At 71.0% G+C, this 18,124-nt stretch carries 17 protein-coding genes and 1 pseudogene; 10 read left to right on the plus strand and 8 right to left on the minus strand.

Features of this window, described 5'->3' with window-relative positions; all coding sequences use genetic code 11:
* Positions 1-83 precede the first annotated feature (83 nt).
* Entirely contained in the window at positions 84-896 is an 813-nt protein-coding gene (locus tag DEJ48_RS02135) for a crotonase/enoyl-CoA hydratase family protein (RefSeq protein ID WP_150213928.1), read from the minus strand.
* Between the two features lie 210 nt (positions 897-1,106).
* Between DEJ48_RS02135 and DEJ48_RS02140 the strand changes: the two genes are divergently transcribed.
* Positions 1,107-2,720: an acyl-CoA synthetase gene (locus DEJ48_RS02140; protein ID WP_150213930.1), complete on the plus strand. Its 1,614-nt coding sequence runs from the start codon at positions 1,107-1,109 to the stop codon at positions 2,718-2,720.
* A 72-nt stretch (positions 2,721-2,792) separates the two neighbouring features.
* On the opposite strand, the gene DEJ48_RS02145 is transcribed toward DEJ48_RS02140, so the two are convergent.
* Both DEJ48_RS02145 and DEJ48_RS02150 read right to left on the minus strand, forming a co-directional pair.
* Positions 2,793-3,659: a SigB/SigF/SigG family RNA polymerase sigma factor gene (locus DEJ48_RS02145; RefSeq protein WP_150213932.1), complete on the minus strand. Its 867-nt coding sequence runs from the start codon at positions 3,657-3,659 to the stop codon at positions 2,793-2,795.
* A gap of 50 nt (positions 3,660-3,709) precedes the next feature.
* Positions 3,710-4,156 (minus strand): ATP-binding protein, encoded by a 447-nt coding sequence (locus DEJ48_RS02150; RefSeq protein ID WP_150213934.1) that lies wholly within the window; start codon positions 4,154-4,156, stop codon positions 3,710-3,712.
* 251 nt (positions 4,157-4,407) lie between these two features.
* Here DEJ48_RS02150 and DEJ48_RS02155 point away from each other — a divergent pair, with 251 nt between their 5' ends.
* The 5 genes from DEJ48_RS02155 (at position 4,408) to DEJ48_RS02175 (ending at position 7,513) form a co-directional block, all read left to right on the plus strand.
* On the plus strand, positions 4,408-4,773 hold the full coding sequence (locus DEJ48_RS02155) for an STAS domain-containing protein (RefSeq protein ID WP_150213936.1): 366 nt from the start codon (positions 4,408-4,410) through the stop codon (positions 4,771-4,773).
* A 99-nt stretch (positions 4,774-4,872) separates the two neighbouring features.
* Positions 4,873-5,046, plus strand: coding sequence for a CsbD family protein (locus DEJ48_RS02160; RefSeq protein ID WP_150213938.1), 174 nt, complete (start codon positions 4,873-4,875; stop codon positions 5,044-5,046).
* 78 nt (positions 5,047-5,124) lie between these two features.
* Positions 5,125-5,928, plus strand: a complete 804-nt coding sequence (locus tag DEJ48_RS02165) for an alpha/beta fold hydrolase (RefSeq protein WP_150213939.1) — start codon at positions 5,125-5,127, stop codon at positions 5,926-5,928.
* Complete coding sequence (locus DEJ48_RS02170) at positions 5,928-7,187, plus strand: PP2C family protein-serine/threonine phosphatase (RefSeq protein ID WP_150213941.1); 1,260 nt, start codon at positions 5,928-5,930, stop codon at positions 7,185-7,187. Before DEJ48_RS02165 ends, DEJ48_RS02170 begins: the two co-directional genes overlap by 1 nt.
* Entirely contained in the window at positions 7,175-7,513 is a 339-nt protein-coding gene (locus DEJ48_RS02175) for an STAS domain-containing protein (RefSeq protein ID WP_150213943.1), read from the plus strand. The genes DEJ48_RS02170 and DEJ48_RS02175 overlap by 13 nt, the downstream gene beginning before the upstream one ends.
* 21 nt (positions 7,514-7,534) lie before the next feature.
* Here DEJ48_RS02175 and DEJ48_RS02180 read toward each other — a convergent pair whose 3' ends face one another.
* Positions 7,535-9,016 carry a PLP-dependent aminotransferase family protein gene (locus tag DEJ48_RS02180; RefSeq protein WP_317850896.1) on the minus strand — a complete coding sequence of 494 codons (1,482 nt, stop codon included), beginning with the start codon at positions 9,014-9,016 and terminating at the stop codon, positions 7,535-7,537.
* Positions 9,017-9,074: 58 nt separating this feature from the next.
* Between DEJ48_RS02180 and DEJ48_RS41000 the strand changes: the two genes are divergently transcribed.
* Positions 9,075-9,839, plus strand: coding sequence for a YczE/YyaS/YitT family protein (locus DEJ48_RS41000; protein WP_411757413.1), 765 nt, complete (start codon positions 9,075-9,077; stop codon positions 9,837-9,839).
* Positions 9,840-9,863: 24 nt separating this feature from the next.
* Here DEJ48_RS41000 and aroQ read toward each other — a convergent pair.
* Positions 9,864-10,343, minus strand: a pseudogene (gene aroQ, locus DEJ48_RS02190) (gamma subclass chorismate mutase AroQ); the annotation flags it as partial.
* Positions 10,344-10,360: 17 nt separating this feature from the next.
* Positions 10,361-11,206 carry an alpha/beta fold hydrolase gene (locus tag DEJ48_RS02195; RefSeq protein ID WP_150213947.1) on the minus strand — a complete coding sequence of 282 codons (846 nt, stop codon included), beginning with the start codon at positions 11,204-11,206 and terminating at the stop codon, positions 10,361-10,363.
* Positions 11,207-11,427: 221 nt separating this feature from the next.
* Between DEJ48_RS02195 and paaK the strand changes: the two genes are divergently transcribed.
* Positions 11,428-12,711: a phenylacetate--CoA ligase PaaK gene (paaK, locus tag DEJ48_RS02200; protein WP_150220895.1), complete on the plus strand. Its 1,284-nt coding sequence runs from the start codon at positions 11,428-11,430 to the stop codon at positions 12,709-12,711.
* A gap of 21 nt (positions 12,712-12,732) precedes the next feature.
* On the opposite strand, the gene DEJ48_RS02205 is transcribed toward paaK, so the two are convergent.
* On the minus strand, positions 12,733-13,563 hold the full coding sequence (locus DEJ48_RS02205; RefSeq protein ID WP_223831843.1) for an ANTAR domain-containing protein: 831 nt from the start codon (positions 13,561-13,563) through the stop codon (positions 12,733-12,735).
* A 127-nt stretch (positions 13,564-13,690) separates the two neighbouring features.
* Here DEJ48_RS02205 and DEJ48_RS02210 point away from each other — a divergent pair, with 127 nt between their 5' ends.
* Positions 13,691-14,041: a helix-turn-helix transcriptional regulator gene (locus tag DEJ48_RS02210; RefSeq protein ID WP_150213949.1), complete on the plus strand. Its 351-nt coding sequence runs from the start codon at positions 13,691-13,693 to the stop codon at positions 14,039-14,041.
* A gap of 29 nt (positions 14,042-14,070) precedes the next feature.
* Here DEJ48_RS02210 and DEJ48_RS02215 read toward each other — a convergent pair whose 3' ends face one another.
* Positions 14,071-15,582: an acyl-CoA synthetase gene (locus DEJ48_RS02215; protein WP_150213951.1), complete on the minus strand. Its 1,512-nt coding sequence runs from the start codon at positions 15,580-15,582 to the stop codon at positions 14,071-14,073.
* Between the two features lie 118 nt (positions 15,583-15,700).
* On the opposite strand from DEJ48_RS02215, the gene DEJ48_RS02220 reads away from it, so the two are divergent.
* On the plus strand, positions 15,701-18,124 hold the full coding sequence (locus tag DEJ48_RS02220) for a penicillin acylase family protein (RefSeq protein ID WP_150213953.1): 2,424 nt from the start codon (positions 15,701-15,703) through the stop codon (positions 18,122-18,124).

Genomic DNA, 18,124 nt, shown 5'->3' on the forward strand with positions numbered 1-18,124 from the left:
GGCGACGAGGGGAAGGGGGCGCCTCTTCAGGGGCGCGGGGAACTGCGCGACCAGCCACGACAGGCCCGCAGTACAAGAGCGACCTACGCACGCCGGAAAACGGGCGCCCGCTTCTCCGCGAAGGCTCTGGAGCCCTCCTTCGCGTCGGCCGTGTCGAAGACGGGCCACCCCCGTTTCAGCTCGGCCGCGAGGCCGTCCGCCTCGGTCATCTCGGCGGTCTCGTACACGGACGCCTTCACCGCCTCCACGGCGAGCGGCCCGCACGCGTTGATCTGCTCGGCGATGACGAGGGCCTTCTCCAGGGCCGTGCCGTCCGGCACCACGTGCCCGATGAGCCCGATCGCCGCGGCCTCCGCCGCCGCGTAGGGCCGCCCGGTGAGCAGCATCTCCAGGGCGTGGGTACGGGGGATCTGCCGCGGCAGCCGTACGGTCGAGCCGCCGATGGGGAAGAGCCCCCGCTTCACCTCGAAGAGGCCGAACGTGGCCGACTCCCCCGCCACGCGGATGTCCGTGCCCTGCAGGATCTCCGTGCCGCCCGCCACGCAGTACCCCTCGACGGCGGCGATGACGGGCTTGCGGGGGCGGTGGTGGCGGAGCATCGCCTTCCAGTGCAGATCGGGGTCGGCCTTCAGCCGGTCCCTGTACTGCTCGCCCTCCATGCCGTTGCCGGCGAGGGCCTTGAGGTCCATGCCCGCACAGAAGGAGCCGCCCGCGCCGGTGAGCACGACGGAGCGGATCCCGTCGTCCTCGTCGACCTCGACCCACCCGTCGTACAGGCCGACGAGCATCGCGAGCGACAGCGCGTTCTTCGCCTCGGGCCTGTTCAGCGTGAGTATCAGTGTGGCGCCCTCGCGCCGCACGGAGAGGTGTTCCGTACCGCGTTCCGTCCCGCCCATGGCCGTGCTCCCTCCATCGACGGCCGCCCGCGCGGCCGGCCTGTCGGCTGCAGACCTGGAACAGGTTGCAGTAGCCGGGGAGCCAGTTCAATAGTTTTCTGACACTCAGTCAGTTTTCTTCCGCAGGGACCCTTCCCACTTGGGGGCCCCTCTGCTCTGATGACCGCCAAGCGAGACGTCAGTGTGGACACCGGGGTCAGGAGGAGTGCGGTGGAGTACAACCTTGCCGACCTGTTCGAGTCGGTCGTCGACGTGGTCCCCGACCGCGAGGCGCTCGTCTACATCGACCACCCCGGCACGGGAGCGGAACACCGCCTCACCTACGCCGAGCTCGACGCGGCCGCCAACCGCGTCGCCCACCACCTCGTCGACAGCGGTCTGCGCCCCGGCGAACACCTGGGCCTGCACCTGTACAACGGCGTCGAATACCTGCAGACGGTCCTGGCATGCCTGAAGGCACGGCTCGTACCGGTCAACGTGAACTACCGGTACGTGGAGGAGGAGCTGGTCTACCTCTACCGCGACGCCGACCTCGCGGCGCTCGTCTTCGACGCCGAGTTCACCGGGCGGGTCGCGGCCGCGCTGCCGCGCACCGAGAAGCTGCGGCACCTGGTGCGGGTCGGCGAGCCGCCCGCCGACGCCCCCGCGCTCGACGTGGTGGCGTTCGCCGACGCGGAGGCGGCGGGGTCGCCGGAGCGCGGGTTCGGGCCCCGCTCGGCCGACGACCTGTTCATCATCTACACGGGCGGCACGACAGGCATGCCCAAGGGCGTCATGTGGCGCCAGGAGGACCTGTTCTTCGCCGGGCTCTTCGGCGGGGAGCCGGCGGGCGAGCCGGTGAAGCGGCCCGAGGAGCTCGCCGAGCGGGTCGCGGCGGGCGGGCCCGGCATCACGTTCTTCCCCGCGCCGCCGCTGATGCACGGCACATCGACCCTGACCTCGTTCATCGCCTTCAACTACGGGCAGCGGGTCGCCCTGCACCGCAAGTACGTCCCCGAGGAGCTCCTTCGCACCGTCGAGAAGGAGCGGGTGTCCAGCGTCTCGCTGGTCGGCGACGCGATGCTCAGGCCGCTCATCGACGCGCTGCGCGGCCCGCTCAAGGGCACCGACCTGTCCTCCCTGTTCAGCGTCTCCTCATCCGGGGCGATCATGTCGGAGACGGTCCGCGCCCAGTTTCAGGAGCTCGCGCCGAACGTGCTGCTCCTGAACAACTTCGGGTCCTCCGAGTCGGGCTCCAACGGCAAGGCCACCGACGACTCCGGCCCGGAGAAGGGCTTCCGGCTGGAGGTCAACGAGCGGACGCAGGTGGTGGATCTGGTCACGCACGAGCCGGTGCCGGTGGGTGTGCCCGGCCGTCTGGCGCAGCGCGGCCACGTGCCGCTCGGCTACTACAACGACGACAGGAAGACGGCCGAGACCTTCTTCCAGAAGGACGGCGAGCGCTGGGTGCTGCTCGGGGACATGGCGACGGTGGACGAGGACGGCATCGTCACCGTGCTCGGCCGGGGCTCGCAGTGCATCAACACAGGCGGCGAGAAGGTGTACCCGGAAGAGGTCGAGCAGGCCCTCAAGTCGCATCCCGACGTGTACGACGCGCTGGTCGCCGGGGTGCCCGACGAGCGGTGGGGCAGCCACGTGGCCGCCGTCGTCCAGCTCAGGGACGGAGCGGCTCCGTTGGACCTGGAGGCGGTGCAGACCCACTGCCGCGCTCTGCTCGCCGGCTACAAGATCCCGAGGTCCGTGGTCTTCACGGACCACATCCAGCGCTCCCCCAGCGGCAAGGCGGACTACCGCTGGGCCAAGACGGTGGCCGCCCAGGGCTAGCGGACGAAGGCCCCCGCCCGACCGAAGCGGTCGTGCGGGGGCCTTCGTCGTGGCGGAGGGGTGAGCCGCGGATCAGTCGGTGGTGAGGAGGCCCGCGCGGAGCTTGCTCACGACGCGGGAGAGCAGCCGGGAGACGTGCATCTGCGAGCAGCCCAGGGTGTCGGCGATCTGCTGCTGGGTCTGCTCCTCGACGAAGCGGAGGTGGATGAGGGTCCTGTCCCTTTCGTCCAGGTCCGCGATGAGCGGTGCCAGGGAGTGGAAGTTCTCGACGAGTTCGAAGGACTCCTCGTCGATGCCGATGAAGTCGGCGAGCATCGTGTCGGACTCGTCGTCCTGGCCGTTGACCGCGGCGTTCAGGGAGACCGCGCTGTAGCCGTTGGACGCCTTCTGCGCCTCGGCGACCTCCGAGGGCTCCAGCTGCATCAGCTCCGCGAGCTCGGCGGTGGAGGGCATGCGGCCGAGCCGGGTGCGCAGCTCCTCCGTGGCCTTGGACAGCTCGATGCGCGCTTCCTGGAGACGGCGCGGGACGTGCACGGCCCACGAGGTGTCACGGAAGAAGCGCTTGATCTCGCCTGTGATGTACGGAACGGCGAAGGAGGTGAACTCGACCTCACGGGTGAGCTCGAACCGGTCGATCGCCTTGATCAGACCGATGGTGCCGACCTGAATGATGTCTTCCATCTCCTGCTGGCCGCGGTGCTTGAAGCGCGATGCCGCGTACTGCACCAGCGAGAGGTTCATCTCGATCAGCGCGTTACGCACGTACTGGTACTCGTGCGTCCCCTCCTCGAGCTGCGTGAGGCGGTCGAAGAACCGCTTGCCGACCTCACGCGCGTCCCTGGGCGCAATGGAGGAGGGGTCCGTGTACGCGCGCTCGACGAGGTCCTCCACGGCACGCGTGGCCGTGTCCTGCGTCTGCCCCTGCGTCACGGTAATCATGGCGTTCCGCTCCTTGTTCAGCTCGGCTGTTTACCCCCGCAGCGCCACGGTTACCCCGTCGATCGCGTCTCACGCGTACAGTTTTTCGAAGATTTCGGGCCGGGCTCCTCGGACAGGTCCAGAGCGGCCACGATGGTCTTGCCGCCGTCCCCCACATCGATGGTGACGCTGGAGCAGAGGCGCTGCACCATCAGCCAGCCGAAGCCGCCCGGCCTGGCCGGGTCCGCGGGCACATGGAGAGGCACCGTCTCGCTGCGGTCGCTCACACGGATCAGCAGGACACCGCCCTGGACGCGGACCGCCAGTCCGCTGAGCCCCCCGCCGTGCCGCATCGCGTTGGCCGTCAACTCGCTGACCACCAGAAGCGCGTCCTCGTTCACGCGCCGTGCCGACGCGCGTGGCAGCCCCTGGCTCACCGTCCGCAGTGCCGCGTCCACCTCGGCGCGGGCCTGAGCGCAGGTCGTCCGCACCGTGTCGGGCATCTCGGGAGCGCTCATGAAGCTGTGATCCTTTCCCTGCACACGTGCAAACGCGACCGCATCGCACCCTTCCTGGTGTTCGCATGCCCGACCCCACAGCGCGCACACCCCCTGCACCCCACAAGGAGGAAACGCGTTCACAACAGTGAAACGGCGTCCTGCCGGTCCTTCCCCGGAAGGTCATTCGTACCTGGTGAATGAGGTCGGTCGCACCCATGGAAAGGACCGCTCCATTCTCACCCGGCTACGGCATATGACAAGGTCGGGGCATGTCCCTCAACAGCATCGAACTCGCCAGACAGGACCGGGTGGCGGTCGTCACGTTGCGCCACGACATCGACCTCGAGAACGGGAGCGAGGTCACTGCCGCCTTCCAGCGCGCCCGGACCGAGAGCGGCACCGAGGCCACCCTGCTCGACCTCGCCGAGCTGACCTTCGCCGACAGCGCCCTGCTCAATCTGATCCTGCTGGCGCGCGCCGAGCACGAGCAGGCGCAGCGCCCCTTCGTCCTCTGCGGCCCCCTGCACAGCGCCATCCAGCGACTGTTCGAGATCACGGGTGTCATCGACATCCTGATCGTGGCCGACACCCACGAGGACGGCCTGCGGCAGCTGAACAAGCTCCTCGACGGCTGACGACGCGACGAAAAAGTGCGTCGCCGATGTTTGACACGGCGCTGAGCGGCCACGCGGATCTTCAGCACCTGATGTCGATGCCAAGGAGCGTGAGCGACCATGACCGCCAACGAGAAGGCCAAGGCCAAGACCGAGCAGGCCAAGGGTGCCGCGAAGGAAGCGGCCGGCCGCGCTGTCGGGAACGAGCGCCTCACCGCGTCGGGCCGCGCCGACCAGGCGAAGGGTGACGCGCGCCAGGCCAAGGAGAAGACCAAGGACATCGGCAAGCACTGACCGCGACACCGTTCGACGCCGTTGGGGCGGCCCCCTCGAAGGGGCCGCCCCTTCCCGGTGTCTGAGATCATGGAAGCCATGGACATCATCCACAGGAACAACGTCACCGTCACCGGTAACCCGCAAGGGCCCACGGTGGTGCTGGCCCACGGTTTCGGCTGTGACCAGAACATGTGGCGCCTGACCGTGCCCGCCCTGGAGCCGCACTACCGCGTGGTCCTGTTCGACTATGTGGGCGCGGGCCGGTCGGACCTCTCCGCGTTCTCCGCCGAGCGGTACGGCTCGCTGGAGGGGTACGCCCAGGACGCGGTGGAGGTGTGCGAGCGGCTCGACCTGCGCGACGCCGTGTTCGTCGGCCACTCGGTGAGCTCCATGATCGGTGTCCTGGCCGCCAGGCGGGCCCCCGAGCGCATCAAGGCCCTCGTGATGGTCGCCCCGTCCCCTCGGTACATCGACGACGACGGCTACCGCGGCGGCTTCAGCGAGGAGGACATCGACGAGCTCCTGGCGTCCCTGGAGGCGAACTACCTGGGCTGGTCCGCGTCGATGGCTCCGCTCATCATGGGCAACCCGGAGCGTCCCGAGCTCGGCGACGAGCTCAAGAACAGCTTCTGCGCCACCGACCCCGAGATGGCCCTGGTCTTCGCCCGGACCACGTTCCTCTCGGACACCCGGGACGAGCTGGCCAGCGTATGCATCCCGACGCTCGTCCTGGAGTGCACGCAGGACGCGATCGCGCCCCGCGAGGTCGGCGCCTACGTGCACCGGACGGTGCCCTCCTCGCAGCTGGTCACCCTCGACGCGACCGGGCACTGCCCGCACCTGTCCGCTCCGGAGGCGACCAACGCGGCGATCACCGCGTTCCTGGCAGGCCTCGGGTGATGTGCCGCACCGGAACCGGTCCCGAGGAGGCCGACGGCGGAACCTCCGCGGACTCGGTGTTCGCCTCCCTCCTGGAGGACAGCGCCGAGGATCTGTACGAGAACGCACCCTGCGGGTACCTGTCAACGCTGATGGACGGCACCGTCGTGAAGATCAACAGCACGTTGCTCGAGTGGCTGGGGCTCGACCGGGAAGCGGTGGTGGGCCGGCTGCGGTTCACGGACCTGCTCCCCGTGGGCGGCAGGCTGTACCACGAGACGCACTTCGCGCCGCTGCTGCGCATGCAGGGCGAGATCAGCGGAGTGGCCCTGGAGGTCAAGCAGGCCGACGGCGGCCGCAGGCCGGTCCTGGTCTCCGCCGTCATCAAGTACGGCAGTACCGGCGCCCCGCTGCTGACCCGCATCACCGTGTTCGACGCCACCGACCGCCGCGCCTACGAAACGGAGCTGCTGCGCAGTCGCAGGGCCGCCGAGGAGTCCGCGCGGCAGGCCCGCGCCGACCGGGAGAGGCTCCAGCAGGCGCTCGCCGTCCTCCAGCAGTCGCTGCTGCCCGCGGCCCTGCCTCCCATCCCCGGCGTGGACACCGCCACGTACTACCACACGGCCTCCCCGGACCAGCTCGGCGGCGACTTCTATGACGTCTTCCCGCTCGACGACCGGCGCTTCGGGTTCTTCCTCGGCGACGTGTGCGGCAAGGGCCCCCAGGCGGCCGCGGTCACCTCGCTGACCCGGTACACCCTGCGCGCCGCCGCCCTGCACGACCCCGACCCCGTGGCCGCGCTGACCACGCTCAACCAGGTCCTCCACGACCGGTACTCTGGCGACGACCCGCGCTTCTGCACCGTCATCTTCGGCGTTCTGGACCCCGACCCCGTCTCCGGTCACGTCTCCGTGGAACTGGCCTCCGGCGGTCACCCGCCGGCCCTGGTCCTGCGCGGCGGCGGCACGGCGGAGTACCTCCCCACACCCGGCGGCCTCCTCGTCGGCGCGCTGCCCAGCCCGCAGTTCACGGCTGCCAGGACCACCCTCGCCCCAGGCGACACACTGCTGCTCTACACCGACGGCGTCACCGAGGCCCGCACCGGCCCCGACCGCTCGGACCTCTTCGGGGACGAGGCGCTGCGCGCCTTCACCGCCGAGCACGCCGGCACGTCCGCCGGTGACGTCGTCGCCGCGCTCACTGAGCTCCTGACGGGGCTCGGCGAGGGCCTGGACGACGACACCGCCCTGCTGGCACTGGGAGCGCGATGCGACCACTGAAGATCATCACCGGTGACTCCGCGACGGGGCCCGTCCTGCAGATCATCGGCGACCTCGACCACTACACCGCCCCAGAGCTGCGCGACGTGCTCCCCACCCTCGGCCTGCGGCCCGGCGACCGCCTCGTCCTCGACCTCGCCGAGATGCACTTCTGCGATTCCAGCGGCATCACCGCGTTGCTGGCCGCCCGCAACCACGCGCAGGCGGCCGACGCGGACATCGCCCTCGCCGCGGTTCCGGCCAACACCCTGCGGATCCTGCGCATCGTCGGGCTCGACCAGGTCTTCCCCCTGCACGAGGACGTCGCGGCCGCGACGCGCCCCTGACACCGCGCTCCCCCGCCCGCCTCACGCCACCCAGCGCGGCCGCGCCGCACCGGAGGCCGGGCCGGGACCGTCCGCCGAGGCGACCGCCAGGCGGCGCACCGCCTCGCGCAACGTGGCGGACGGAGCGGTGTACGGGATGCGGAGCCGCTGCTCGAAGATGCCTGGATCGGTGGCGAAGCAGGAGCCGCTCTCGATCCGTACGCCCTTGGCGCGGGCCCGCTCGGCCAGCGCCGACGCGACGGGCTCGCCCAGGTCCACCCAGAGCGAGAGGCCGCCGGGCGGCGGGCTCCAGCTCCACGCCGGAAAGTGTTCGTCCAAGGCGGCGCCGAGCGCGGCCCGCTGCTCGCGCAGGCCTTCCAGACGGTCCCGCAGCAGTTCGTCGGTCCTGCCGAGGAGGTCGAGGGCCACCAGCTGGTCGAGGACCGAGCCGCCCATGTCGGTGGCGACGCGCTGTCCCGCGAGTTCGGTGACGAGCCGTGCGGGGGCGCGCAGCCAGCCGATGCGCAGCCCTGCCCAGTGCGTCTTGCTCATGGAGCCGACGGTGATGAGTTTCGCCGCTCCGCCGGGTGGGGCGTGGGAGGCGAACGGCAGGGGTGCGGGCACGTCGAGGGCGAGTTCGGCGAGGGTCTCGTCGACGACGAGCCAGCTGCCTGACCGCTGTGCGGCGCGCAGCACCCGTGTCCGCTCCTCCTCGGGCATGAGGCAGCCGGTCGGATTGTGGAAGTCCGGGATCAGGTAGGCGAGTTGCGGCACGGATGCGCGGAACGCCGCCTCGACGACGTCTGCGCCCCAGCCCTCGTCCGTCACGGGCACGGACAGCGTGCGCAGACGGGCGCGCCGCATGGCCTCCAGCGCGTTCGGATAGGACGGGTTCTCGGTCAGGACGCGGTCGCCCGGCCCGCACAGCAGCCCCAGCACGAGGGTCAGCGCATGCTGGGCGCCGGACGTCACCAGGATCTGCTCCGGCACCGTGGCCAGGCCGCGCCGGGTGAAGCGCCCGGCGATGGCGGCACGGAGCTCCGGCAGCCCGTACGGGTGGTAGCCGGGGGTGTGCGCCTGCTCGGCGAGGCGCGGGGCGATCCGGGCGAGAGTGTCGGTGAGTTCCTGGCCGGGCAGCCCCGGTGCGGCTCTGGCCAGGTCGATCACGGTGTCCTCGGCCGCGGCGCCTTCGACGGCGGTGTTCTCGGCCGCGAGGAGCCGCCGCACGCCGTTGGGCGCGCTCCCTTCGGGGAGCGCCGTCCAGGTGCCCGCGCCCTGACGGCTGTGGGCGTAGCCGTTCTCGCGCAGCAGGTCGTACACGGCGGTGACGGTGGTCCGGCTGGTTCCGAGGGCGACGGCAAGGTCGCGTTCGGCGGGGAGCCTGACGTGCAGGGCGATGCGTCCGTCCAGGATCAGTGCGCTGATCGCGTGGGCGAGACGGCGGTAGGCGGGCCGCGCGCCGGACGGGTCGGGCAGCATCCCGGCGAGCCTGCGGCCGCCCAGCGTTCGATCGGCGTCAACCACACCATTCTCCTGGGATTGGCCGTGTTTTCCAGGCCAATCACTCTACAGAGTTGCCGAAATGGCCATCTCATACGTCTCCCTGCGCGAATGCCCCTCCCGGCGACTGCCCCAACTGCTCCTCGGTCTCGCCCTCTACGGCTTCAGCCTGTCGGTCCTGGTGCGGGCCGCGTTGGGCGTGAATCCGTGGAGCGTCCTGTACGAGGGCCTGGAGCGCCGCACGCCCCTCAGTTTCGGCATGATCAGTGCCGTCCTCGGCGTGCTCGTCCTGCTGCTGTGGATACCGCTGAAGCAACGCCCCACGTTCGGCACGGTCGCCAACATCGTGGTCCTCGCCGTCTCTTCGGACCTCGGTCTGCTCGTCGTCCCCGAACACCTCGCCCTGCCCGTGCGGGTGGCTCTGCTGGTCGCCGGGGTGGTCCTCAACGGTCTCGCCGTGGCCGTCTACGTGGGCGCGCGTCTCGGCCCCGGGCCGCGCGACGGTCTGATGACGGGCACGGCCGCGCTGACGGGCCTCTCGCTGCGCCGCGTGCGTACCCTCATCGAGCTCGCCGTGCTCGCCGCGGGCTGGCTGCTCGGCGGAACCGTGGGCGTGGGCACGGTGTTCTACGCCGTCGCCGTCGGCTCCGTCACCCAGTTCTTCCTGCCGCGGTTCGCCTACCGCGGTCCCCGCGGCGAGCTGCGGGTGTCAGCCCGCGCAGACCGACGGCAGTGCCCGTCCCAGGGCGACGGAGTGCAGTGCGTCGAGCCGGTGTGCGTGCCGCACGTGAGCGGCCGCGGCGGTCAGCGCTCCTGCGCAGTACGGCGCCGAGCGCGCGACCGGTGAGGCCGCGACGGACCGCACCAGCTCGCCGTTGACGCGGTTGATCTCCTCGCGGACCTCGGCGAGGTCGGGCCGTTCCGTCGGCGCCTGCGCCGGGTCCGCGTCCCACCGGCGGAACAGTCCCCGCTGGACGACCTTGTTGGCCTCGATCTGGTCCCGGAAGATACGGACGGTCGCCTGAGGGTCGGCGCCCGCCTCCTTGGCCTGCGCGGCCACCGCGTCCAGGACCTGCCGCTCGCGGGCCGGGTCGTCGATGGGGCTGTCCGTGCCGTACTTGGCGGCGGCGACGAGGTCGGCGGTGGCCAGGCGCCGCGCGGACAGATCGGCGAGGGGACGCAGTTGGGCGTACGGGCCGACGGAAGCACCGGGCGCCGACGGCGCGGCGGCGGGCTGCACGGGCGCCGCGACGGCGGTGCCGCCGCTCACGAGCAGGACGGCGGTGAGCGCACCGGTGACCAGCACGCGGCGGACGGACGGGGTATGGCGCACGACGTCTCCCTCGGACATGGTCAGGCCGGTCGTTCTCAATCCTGCGCGAGGAACCCCGCGACGCGCCGCACGAACCACTCCGGGTCGTCCAGCCACGGAAAGTGCCCGGCGCGGGGCTGCACCTGGCGCACGCCGTGCGGAAAGAAGCCGGCGAGCTCCTCCGCGTGCGCGGGGTTCGGGCCGCCGTCCCACTCCCCCGCGAGCACGAGGACCGGCGCGGCCAGTTCCGTCAGGGCGGCGCGGGTGGCGGCCGGGCCGAACGCGCCGTCGCCGTAGAAGGCAGCCGCCGCCTCGGCGTTCTTCTCCGAGGCGCTCGCCGCGCGGTGCGCCTGCGCGGCCGCGTCCCAGCGTCCGTAGGCGAGGGGCGCGAGGTCGTCCGCCACCTCCGCGAAGCCGGCGCCGGCGGCGAGCTTGTCGAGTGCGGCCTCGGCGGCCGGATACCAGGGCTCGCCCGCGCGCAGCGACGCCGCATCGCGGTGGTCCCGGTCGGTGACGGCGAGGCCGAGGGAGTGGGTGGCCGGGGCGACCAGGACGAGGGTGCGGACCCGCTTCGGGTGGCGGGCCGCGTACAGGGTGGCGATGTTGCCGGACGCGGAGTGCCCGAGGAGGTCGACCTGGTCGAGTCCCAGATGCTCGCGGAGTGCCTCGACGTCGTCGACGAGCCGGTCGCAGCGGTACGTCGCCGGGTCGTCCGGCACCGCGGAGTCGCCCGTGCCGCGCAGGTCGAGCAGGATCAGGCGGCGGTGGGCGGTGAGCCCGCCGAGGTCGCCGAGGTAGGCGGAGGCACGCATGGGGCCGCCCGGCACACACAGCAGGGGTTCGCCGTCCCCCTTCTCGTGGTAGGCGAGCTCCGTCCCGTCGTACGCGCTGAATGTCGGCATGGGGGTGATCATCACATCTCGTGCGCCGCCCGGGCAACGCTGTCGCCCGGTGGCCCATGACGGTGGCCCATGCCGCCGCCCGCACCCTCGCGCCGCAGCTCACACCGCTGTGCGAGATCCCTTGACGCCCACCGTCCGGCCTGGATTACTGAGCTCCACAGAAGATCGACGACCGAATGATCGGTCGCCCGTTCAGGACGGGAGCATTCCCTATGACGCGTATGCCGCTGCTGCTGGACGCGGCCGAACGACTCGGCCCGCGCGAGCTCGCAGCCCTCCAGCTGGAGCGCCTCCAGGACACCTTGTTGCATGCGTACGAGAACGTCCCGTTCTACCGGGCCGCGTTCGACAAGGCGGGGCTGCGCCCCGACGACTGCCGCTCGCTCGCCGACCTCTCGCGGTTCCCCTTCACCGCCAAGGACGACCTGCGGGCCAACTACCCGTTCGGGATGTTCGCGGTGGAGCAGTCCGAGGTGCGCCGTCTGCACGCGTCGAGCGGCACGACGGGCCTGCCGACGGTGGTGGGATACACGGAACAGGACCTGTCCATGTGGGCGGACGTGGTGGCGCGTTCGATACGTGCCGCGGGCGGCCGTCCCGGCGACAAGGTCCATGTGGCGTACGGGTACGGCCTGTTCACGGGCGGCCTGGGCGCGCACTACGGGGCGGAGCGCCTGGGGTGCACGGTGATCCCCGCGTCGGGCGGCATGACGGCGCGGCAGGTCCGGCTGATCCAGGACTTCCGCCCCGAGATCATCATGGTGACGCCCTCGTACATGCTGACGCTCCTGGAGGAGTTCGAGCGGCAGGGCGTCGATCCCCGTACGACCTCCCTCCGGGTCGGCATATTCGGTGCGGAGCCGTGGACGGAGGAGATGCGGCGCGAGATCGAGGAGCGCTTCGCCATCGACGCCGTGGACATCTACGGGCTCTCGGAGGTGATCGGTCCCGGTGTCGCGCAGGAATGCGTGGAGACCAAGGACGGGCTGCACATCTGGGAGGACCACTTCTATCCGGAGGTCGTCGATCCGATCACCGGCGAGGTGCTGCCGGACGGTGAGCGCGGCGAGCTCGTGTTCACCTCGCTCACGAAGGAGGCGATGCCCGTCATCCGGTACCGGACGCGGGACCTGACGCGCCTGCTGCCCGGCACGGCGCGGATCTTCCGGCGGATGGAGAAGGTGACCGGCCGCAGCGACGACATGGTGATCCTGCGGGGCGTCAACCTCTTCCCCACCCAGATCGAGGAGATCGTGCTGCGCACGGCGGGCGTCGCCCCGCACTTCCAGCTACGGCTGACGCGCGAGGGACGCATGGACGCCCTGACCGTGCGGGCCGAGGCACGCGCGGACACGCCGTCGGAGCGACGCGAGGCCGCGGCCCGCGAGATCGCGACGGCGGTCAAGGACGGGGTCGGGGTCTCGGTGGGCGTGGAGATCGTCGACCCGGAGACGCTGGAACGGTCGGTGGGCAAGTTCAAGCGGATCGTGGATCTCCGGGGCTGACACCTCCCGCCGGACGGCCAGTCATGGCACGCCGTCCGTGGGCGGACTGGGGTCGACCGCCGAGACGGCCAGGTCGGGCAGCGACTCCGTCCGCGGCCCCGTGTGTGCGGGGCGGGCGGCGTGCGTCCGGCTCGCCTTGGTGATCGCGGCGTCGAGCTGTTTGCGCACGGTGTCGGGCAGGGCGGTTCCGTGGACGGTGCCGACGACGTCCCCGGCGAGCACATGCAGTTTGGTGTTGGTGTTCTGCGAGGCCGTGACCAGCGCGTCCCAAGCGGCTTCGGGGCTCAGGTTGAACGTGGACATCAGGATGCCCCGGGCCAGGTCGATGGTGGGCCGGGTCCGCATGGCCCGGCGCAGCTGGGCCACGACGACCTGCAGGTCCTGACCGGACCCCTCGGGCTGGTTCGCCTCGTGCACGACCGGACAGGGCGTCTCCTCGCTCCGCGGCGCGGGCTCCGGCTCGGGTTCCGGGGCCGCGAACAGGCCGGCGGTCCCGGTCAGTTCCAGCAGCCGGTCCACAGCCGAATTGCTGTGGCGGATGAACACGGTCTTGCCCTGTTCCACGGCGTGCTGACGCAGGCTGAGCAGCAGGTTCAGGCCGGAGCAGTCACAGAAGTCCACCCCACGCAGATCCAGGTCGAGTCCGGCGGCCGTGTCGGTGAGCGCGCGGTACAGGTCGATCCGGAGCCGTTGACCGGTGTCGAGGTCGAGCTCTCCCCGCACCACCAGACTTCTTCTGCCGCCCACTGCGCTGCCGTCCCGCGGCGACGAGACCATCGGGATGCGGCTGCCCTGACTGTGCTCGCCGCCCTCGTCATCGAAGGGCTGCCGAGTGGATGCGGGCTCCGGCATGGCCTCTCCTCACCTCGCTGCCTTCCGCTGCTCCCAGGCTGCCCGCCCGGGGACATGCACGTCAACTAATACATGAAATCGAGTACGTGTTTTTGAAAGCATGAATGGCAGGCACTAGGGTTGAGCCATGGATGGAGTGCCGGAGCCCCACACTGGATGGACGTTTCTCACGAACCACGCGCGCGTACTGGCGGCCATCGCCGACAACCACAACGCCCGCATCCGTGACATCGCCGCACACTGCAGGCTCACGGACCGAGCCGTTCAAAAGATCATCGCCGACCTCGAGCAGGACGGTTATCTCTCCCACACCCGGGAGGGACGCACGAACACATACCAGATCGACCCCGCCAAGGTCCTTCGCCACCCCGCCGAAGCCGACCTGGCGGTCGCCTCACTGCTCTCCCTGCTCGCCCGGGACGAGGCCGACCGCAGCAGCTCCGGTCAGGACGGCGAACGGCATCCCGCCGCAACCTGATCCCGACTCCACCCGCCAGACCCCCCGACTCAGCCGACGGCGTACAGGTCCCGCAGCTCCCGCTTCAGGATCTTTCCACTCGCGTTGCGCGGCAGTTCATCCACGAAGACGACCCTCTTCGGCACCTTGAAACGAGCGAGCTTCCCACGTGCGTGAGTGATGAGTTCCTCCTCGGTGAGGTCCTTGTCACTCCGTACGACGACGGCGGTGACCGCCTCGATCCAGCGCTCGTCCGGCAGCCCGATCACCGCTGCCTCCGCGACTCCCGCGTGCCCGTACAGCGCGTCCTCGACCTGCCGCGACGCGACCAGGACTCCCCCCGAATTGATGACATCCTTCACGCGGTCAACGACGGTGAAGTACCCCTCGGCGTCCCGCACCGCGAGGTCCCCGGAGCGGAACCAACCGTCGCGAAACGCCTCCGCCGTCTCCTCCGGTTTGCCCCAGTACCCCTCGCACAACTGCGGTGAGCGGTAGACGACTTCGCCCTGGGTGCCGTCCGGCACCTCACGCCCGTCCTCGTCGACGACACGCGCCTCGACGAAGAGCACGGGCCGCCCGCACGAATCCAGCCGCCCCTCGTGCTCGGCGGGCCCGAGGACCGTGGCGAGCGGGCCGATCTCGCTCTGCCCGAAGCAGTTGTAGAAGGCGAGCCCCGGCAGCCTGGCGCGCAGCCGCTCCAGGACCGGCACGGGCATGATCGACGCACCGTAGTAGGCCTTGCGCAGCGCCCGCAGATCGCGAGTCTCGAAGCCGGGATGCCGCGAGAGGCCGATCCACACGGTGGGCGGCGCGAAGAGACTGTCGGCGCGGCCGGCCTCGACAAGGTCGAAGATCCGCTCGGCGTCGGGCCCGTCGAGGATGGTGCTCTCCGCCCCGACGGCCAGGTACGGCATGAGGAACACGTGCATCTGCGCCGAGTGGTAGAGCGGCAGCGAGTGGACGGGCCTGTCGGTCTCCTTGAGGTCCAGGGCGGTGATAGCGCTGACGTACTCGTGGACAAGGGCCCGGTGCGAGAGCATCGCGCCCTTCGGGAGGGCCGTGGTCCCCGACGTGTAGAGCAGCTGCGCCAGATCGCCACCCCGGGGCCCGTCCTCTTCGGACGACGCGAACGCAGATGCGTCCGCGAGCCGCGTGAGCAGCGAGTCGTCCGCGTCCCGCAGGGCCAGGACCGGCACGCCGGACGGGAGGCGGCCCGCGATGTCCGGGTCGGCGAGGACCAGGGAGCAGCCGGACTGCCCGACGATGTACGCGAGGTCGTCGCCGGTCAGGTTCTGGTTGACCGGCACGTGGATCAGGCCGGCCCGCGCGCACGCGAGGAAGCCGATCAGATAGGCGTCGGAGTTGTGGGCGTAGGCGCCGACACGGTCCCCGCGGGTCAGGCCGCTGTCGCGCAGGACACCGGCCGCGCGCGACACGGCGGCGTCGAGTTCCTCGTACGTCCAGGCACGCTCGCCGTAGCGCAGCGCCGTACGCCGTGGCGTGCGGCGCGCGCTGCGCGTGAGGACTCCGTCGACCGTGCTGTCGCGTACACCCGTCATGGCGTGATCCTCGGCCCGCGCACCGGTGAGGTCAAGAGATCGGTTCCGCGGCGGGGAAAAGTGACCGACCGCTTGGTACGCTCAACCGCCCCTTCCCTAACCCCAGTTGGGAGGCATGATGCGCATCCGCACAAGACGCACGACAGCCGTGGGAATCACCCTGCTGACGGCGTTGGCCCTGCTCCCGTCGTCCGGCGCGGGCGCCGCGCCGAAGGACGCACGCCCCTCGGGCGGCGGCCTGCACGCCACCATCCGCTACACCGAGTACGGCATTCCGCACATCCTGGCCGAGGACTACGCGAACCTCGGCTTCGGCACCGGCTGGGCACAGGCCGCCGACCAGGTGTGCACGCTCGCCGACGGCTACGTGACCGTACGCGGCGAGCGCTCGCGGCACTTCGGGCCCGACGCCTCGCCCGGTTCCGCGCTGTCGTCGGCGTCCACGAACCTCGGCAGCGACCTGTACTTCCGCGGGGTGCGGGAGGCGGGGACCGTGGAGAAGCTCCTCGCACAGCCCTCGCCCGCCGGGCCGAGCCGCCGGACGAAGGAGCTGATGCGGGGCTTCGCCGCGGGCTACAACGCCTGGCTGAAGCAGAACCGCATCACCGACCCGGCCTGCGCGAAGGCCGACTGGGTACGCCCGATCACCGCACTCGACGTGGCACGGCAGGGCTTCGCCGTGCAGGTGCTCGGCGGGCAGGGCCGCGGCATCGACGGCATCACAGCGGCCGCGCCGCCGACCACCCCGCCATCGGGAAGCACCACCCGGCAGGCCGCCCCCGACCCGGGGCGCACCGCGGAGGCGGCTCGCGAGCTGTTCTCCTCACAGGACGCCGACATGGGTTCCAACGCCGTCGCGTTCGGCGGAGAGACCACCGCGAACGGGAAGGGCCTGCTGCTGGGCAACCCGCACTACCCCTGGCAGGGCGGCCGCCGCTTCTGGCAGTCGCAGCAGACCATACCCGGCGAACTGAACGTCTCCGGCGGCTCGTTGCTCGGCACGAGCGTGGTCAACATCGGCTTCAACGGCGACGTGGCGTGGAGCCACACCGTCGCTACCGGCGTCACCCTGAACCTGCACCAGCTCACGCTGGACCCGTCCGACCCGACCACCTACCTGGTGGACGGCAAGCGCAGGAAGATGACGAAACGCACGGTCACCGTGCCGGTCAAGGACGGCGTCCCGATCACGCGCACCCAGTACTGGACACGGTACGGCCCCGTCGTCACGGGCCTCGGCGCCCAGCTCCCGCTGCCCTGGACCTCGACCACGGCGTACGCGCTCAACGACCCCAACGCCGTCAACCTGCGCGGCAGCGACACCGACCTCGGCTTCGGCAGGGCGCGCTCGACCGCGGGCATCCTCAAGTCCCTGCGCGAGACACAGGGGCTGCCCTGGGTGAACACCGTGGCCGCCGACCGGCACGGGCACTCGCTGCTCAGCCAGTCCCAGGTGCTCCCCCGCATCACCGACGACCTCGCGGAGCGCTGCAGCACGCCGCTCGGGAAGGTCACCTACCCGGCCTCCGGGGTCGCCGTCCTCGACGGGTCGCGCGGCGCGTGCGCGCTGGGTTCGGACAAGGACGCGGTGCAGCCCGGCACCTTCGGCCCGTCGAGGATGCCGACGTTGCAGGACGCCCCGTACGCGGAGAACTCCAACGACAGCGCCTGGCTGACCAACGCCGACCACCCGATCACCGGCTACGAGCGGATCTTCGGGACGATCGGCACCCAGCGCTCGATGCGCACCCGCGGCGCCGTCGAGGACGTGGCGGCGATGGCGGAGAAGGGGGACCTCACCGTACGCGACCTCCAGCGCCAGCAGTTCGCCAACCGCGTCCCGGCCGCCGGTCTCGCGGCGGACGACGCGGCGAAGGCCTGCGCGGCGCTGCCCGGCGGCACGGCGACGGGCAGTGACGGCAGGGTGGTTGACGTACGCAGGGCCTGCAAGGTCCTGGCCCGCTGGGACCACCGCATGGACACCGACAGCCGCGGCGCCCTGCTCTTCGACCGGTTCTGGCGCAAGCTGACGGCGGCCGTGCCCAACGCGCAGCTGTGGAAGGTGCCGTTCTCGGCGGCGGACCCTGTGCGCACGCCGAACACCCTCGACACCACGCTGCCCGCCTTCCGTACCGCACTCGCCGACGCGGTGACCGAGCTGACGGCGGCGGGCGCCGACGTGGACGCCCCGCTCGGCGCGAACCAGTACGTCGTACGCCATGGCAAGCGCATCCCGGTCTCCGGCGGCACCGAGTCCCTCGGCGTGTGGAACAAGATCGAGGCGAACTGGGACAAGAAGGCGGGCTACACGGAGGTCGCCCACGGGTCGAGCCACATCCAGGCGGTCGGCTGGAACTCCGGCAGCTGCCCCGAGGCCCGCACACTCCTGTCGTACTCCCAGTCGTCCAACCCCAACTCCCCTCACTACAGCGATCAGACGCGCCTGTACGGCAAGGAGCGCTGGGTGACGTCGCGCTTCTGCGAGAAGGACATCCTGCGCGACCCGGAGCTGGAGGTGGTGCGGGTGCGCGAGCGCCGCTGA

This window comes from Streptomyces venezuelae (assembly GCF_008642315.1).
In the GTDB taxonomy this organism is placed as follows: domain Bacteria; phylum Actinomycetota; class Actinomycetes; order Streptomycetales; family Streptomycetaceae; genus Streptomyces; species Streptomyces venezuelae_D.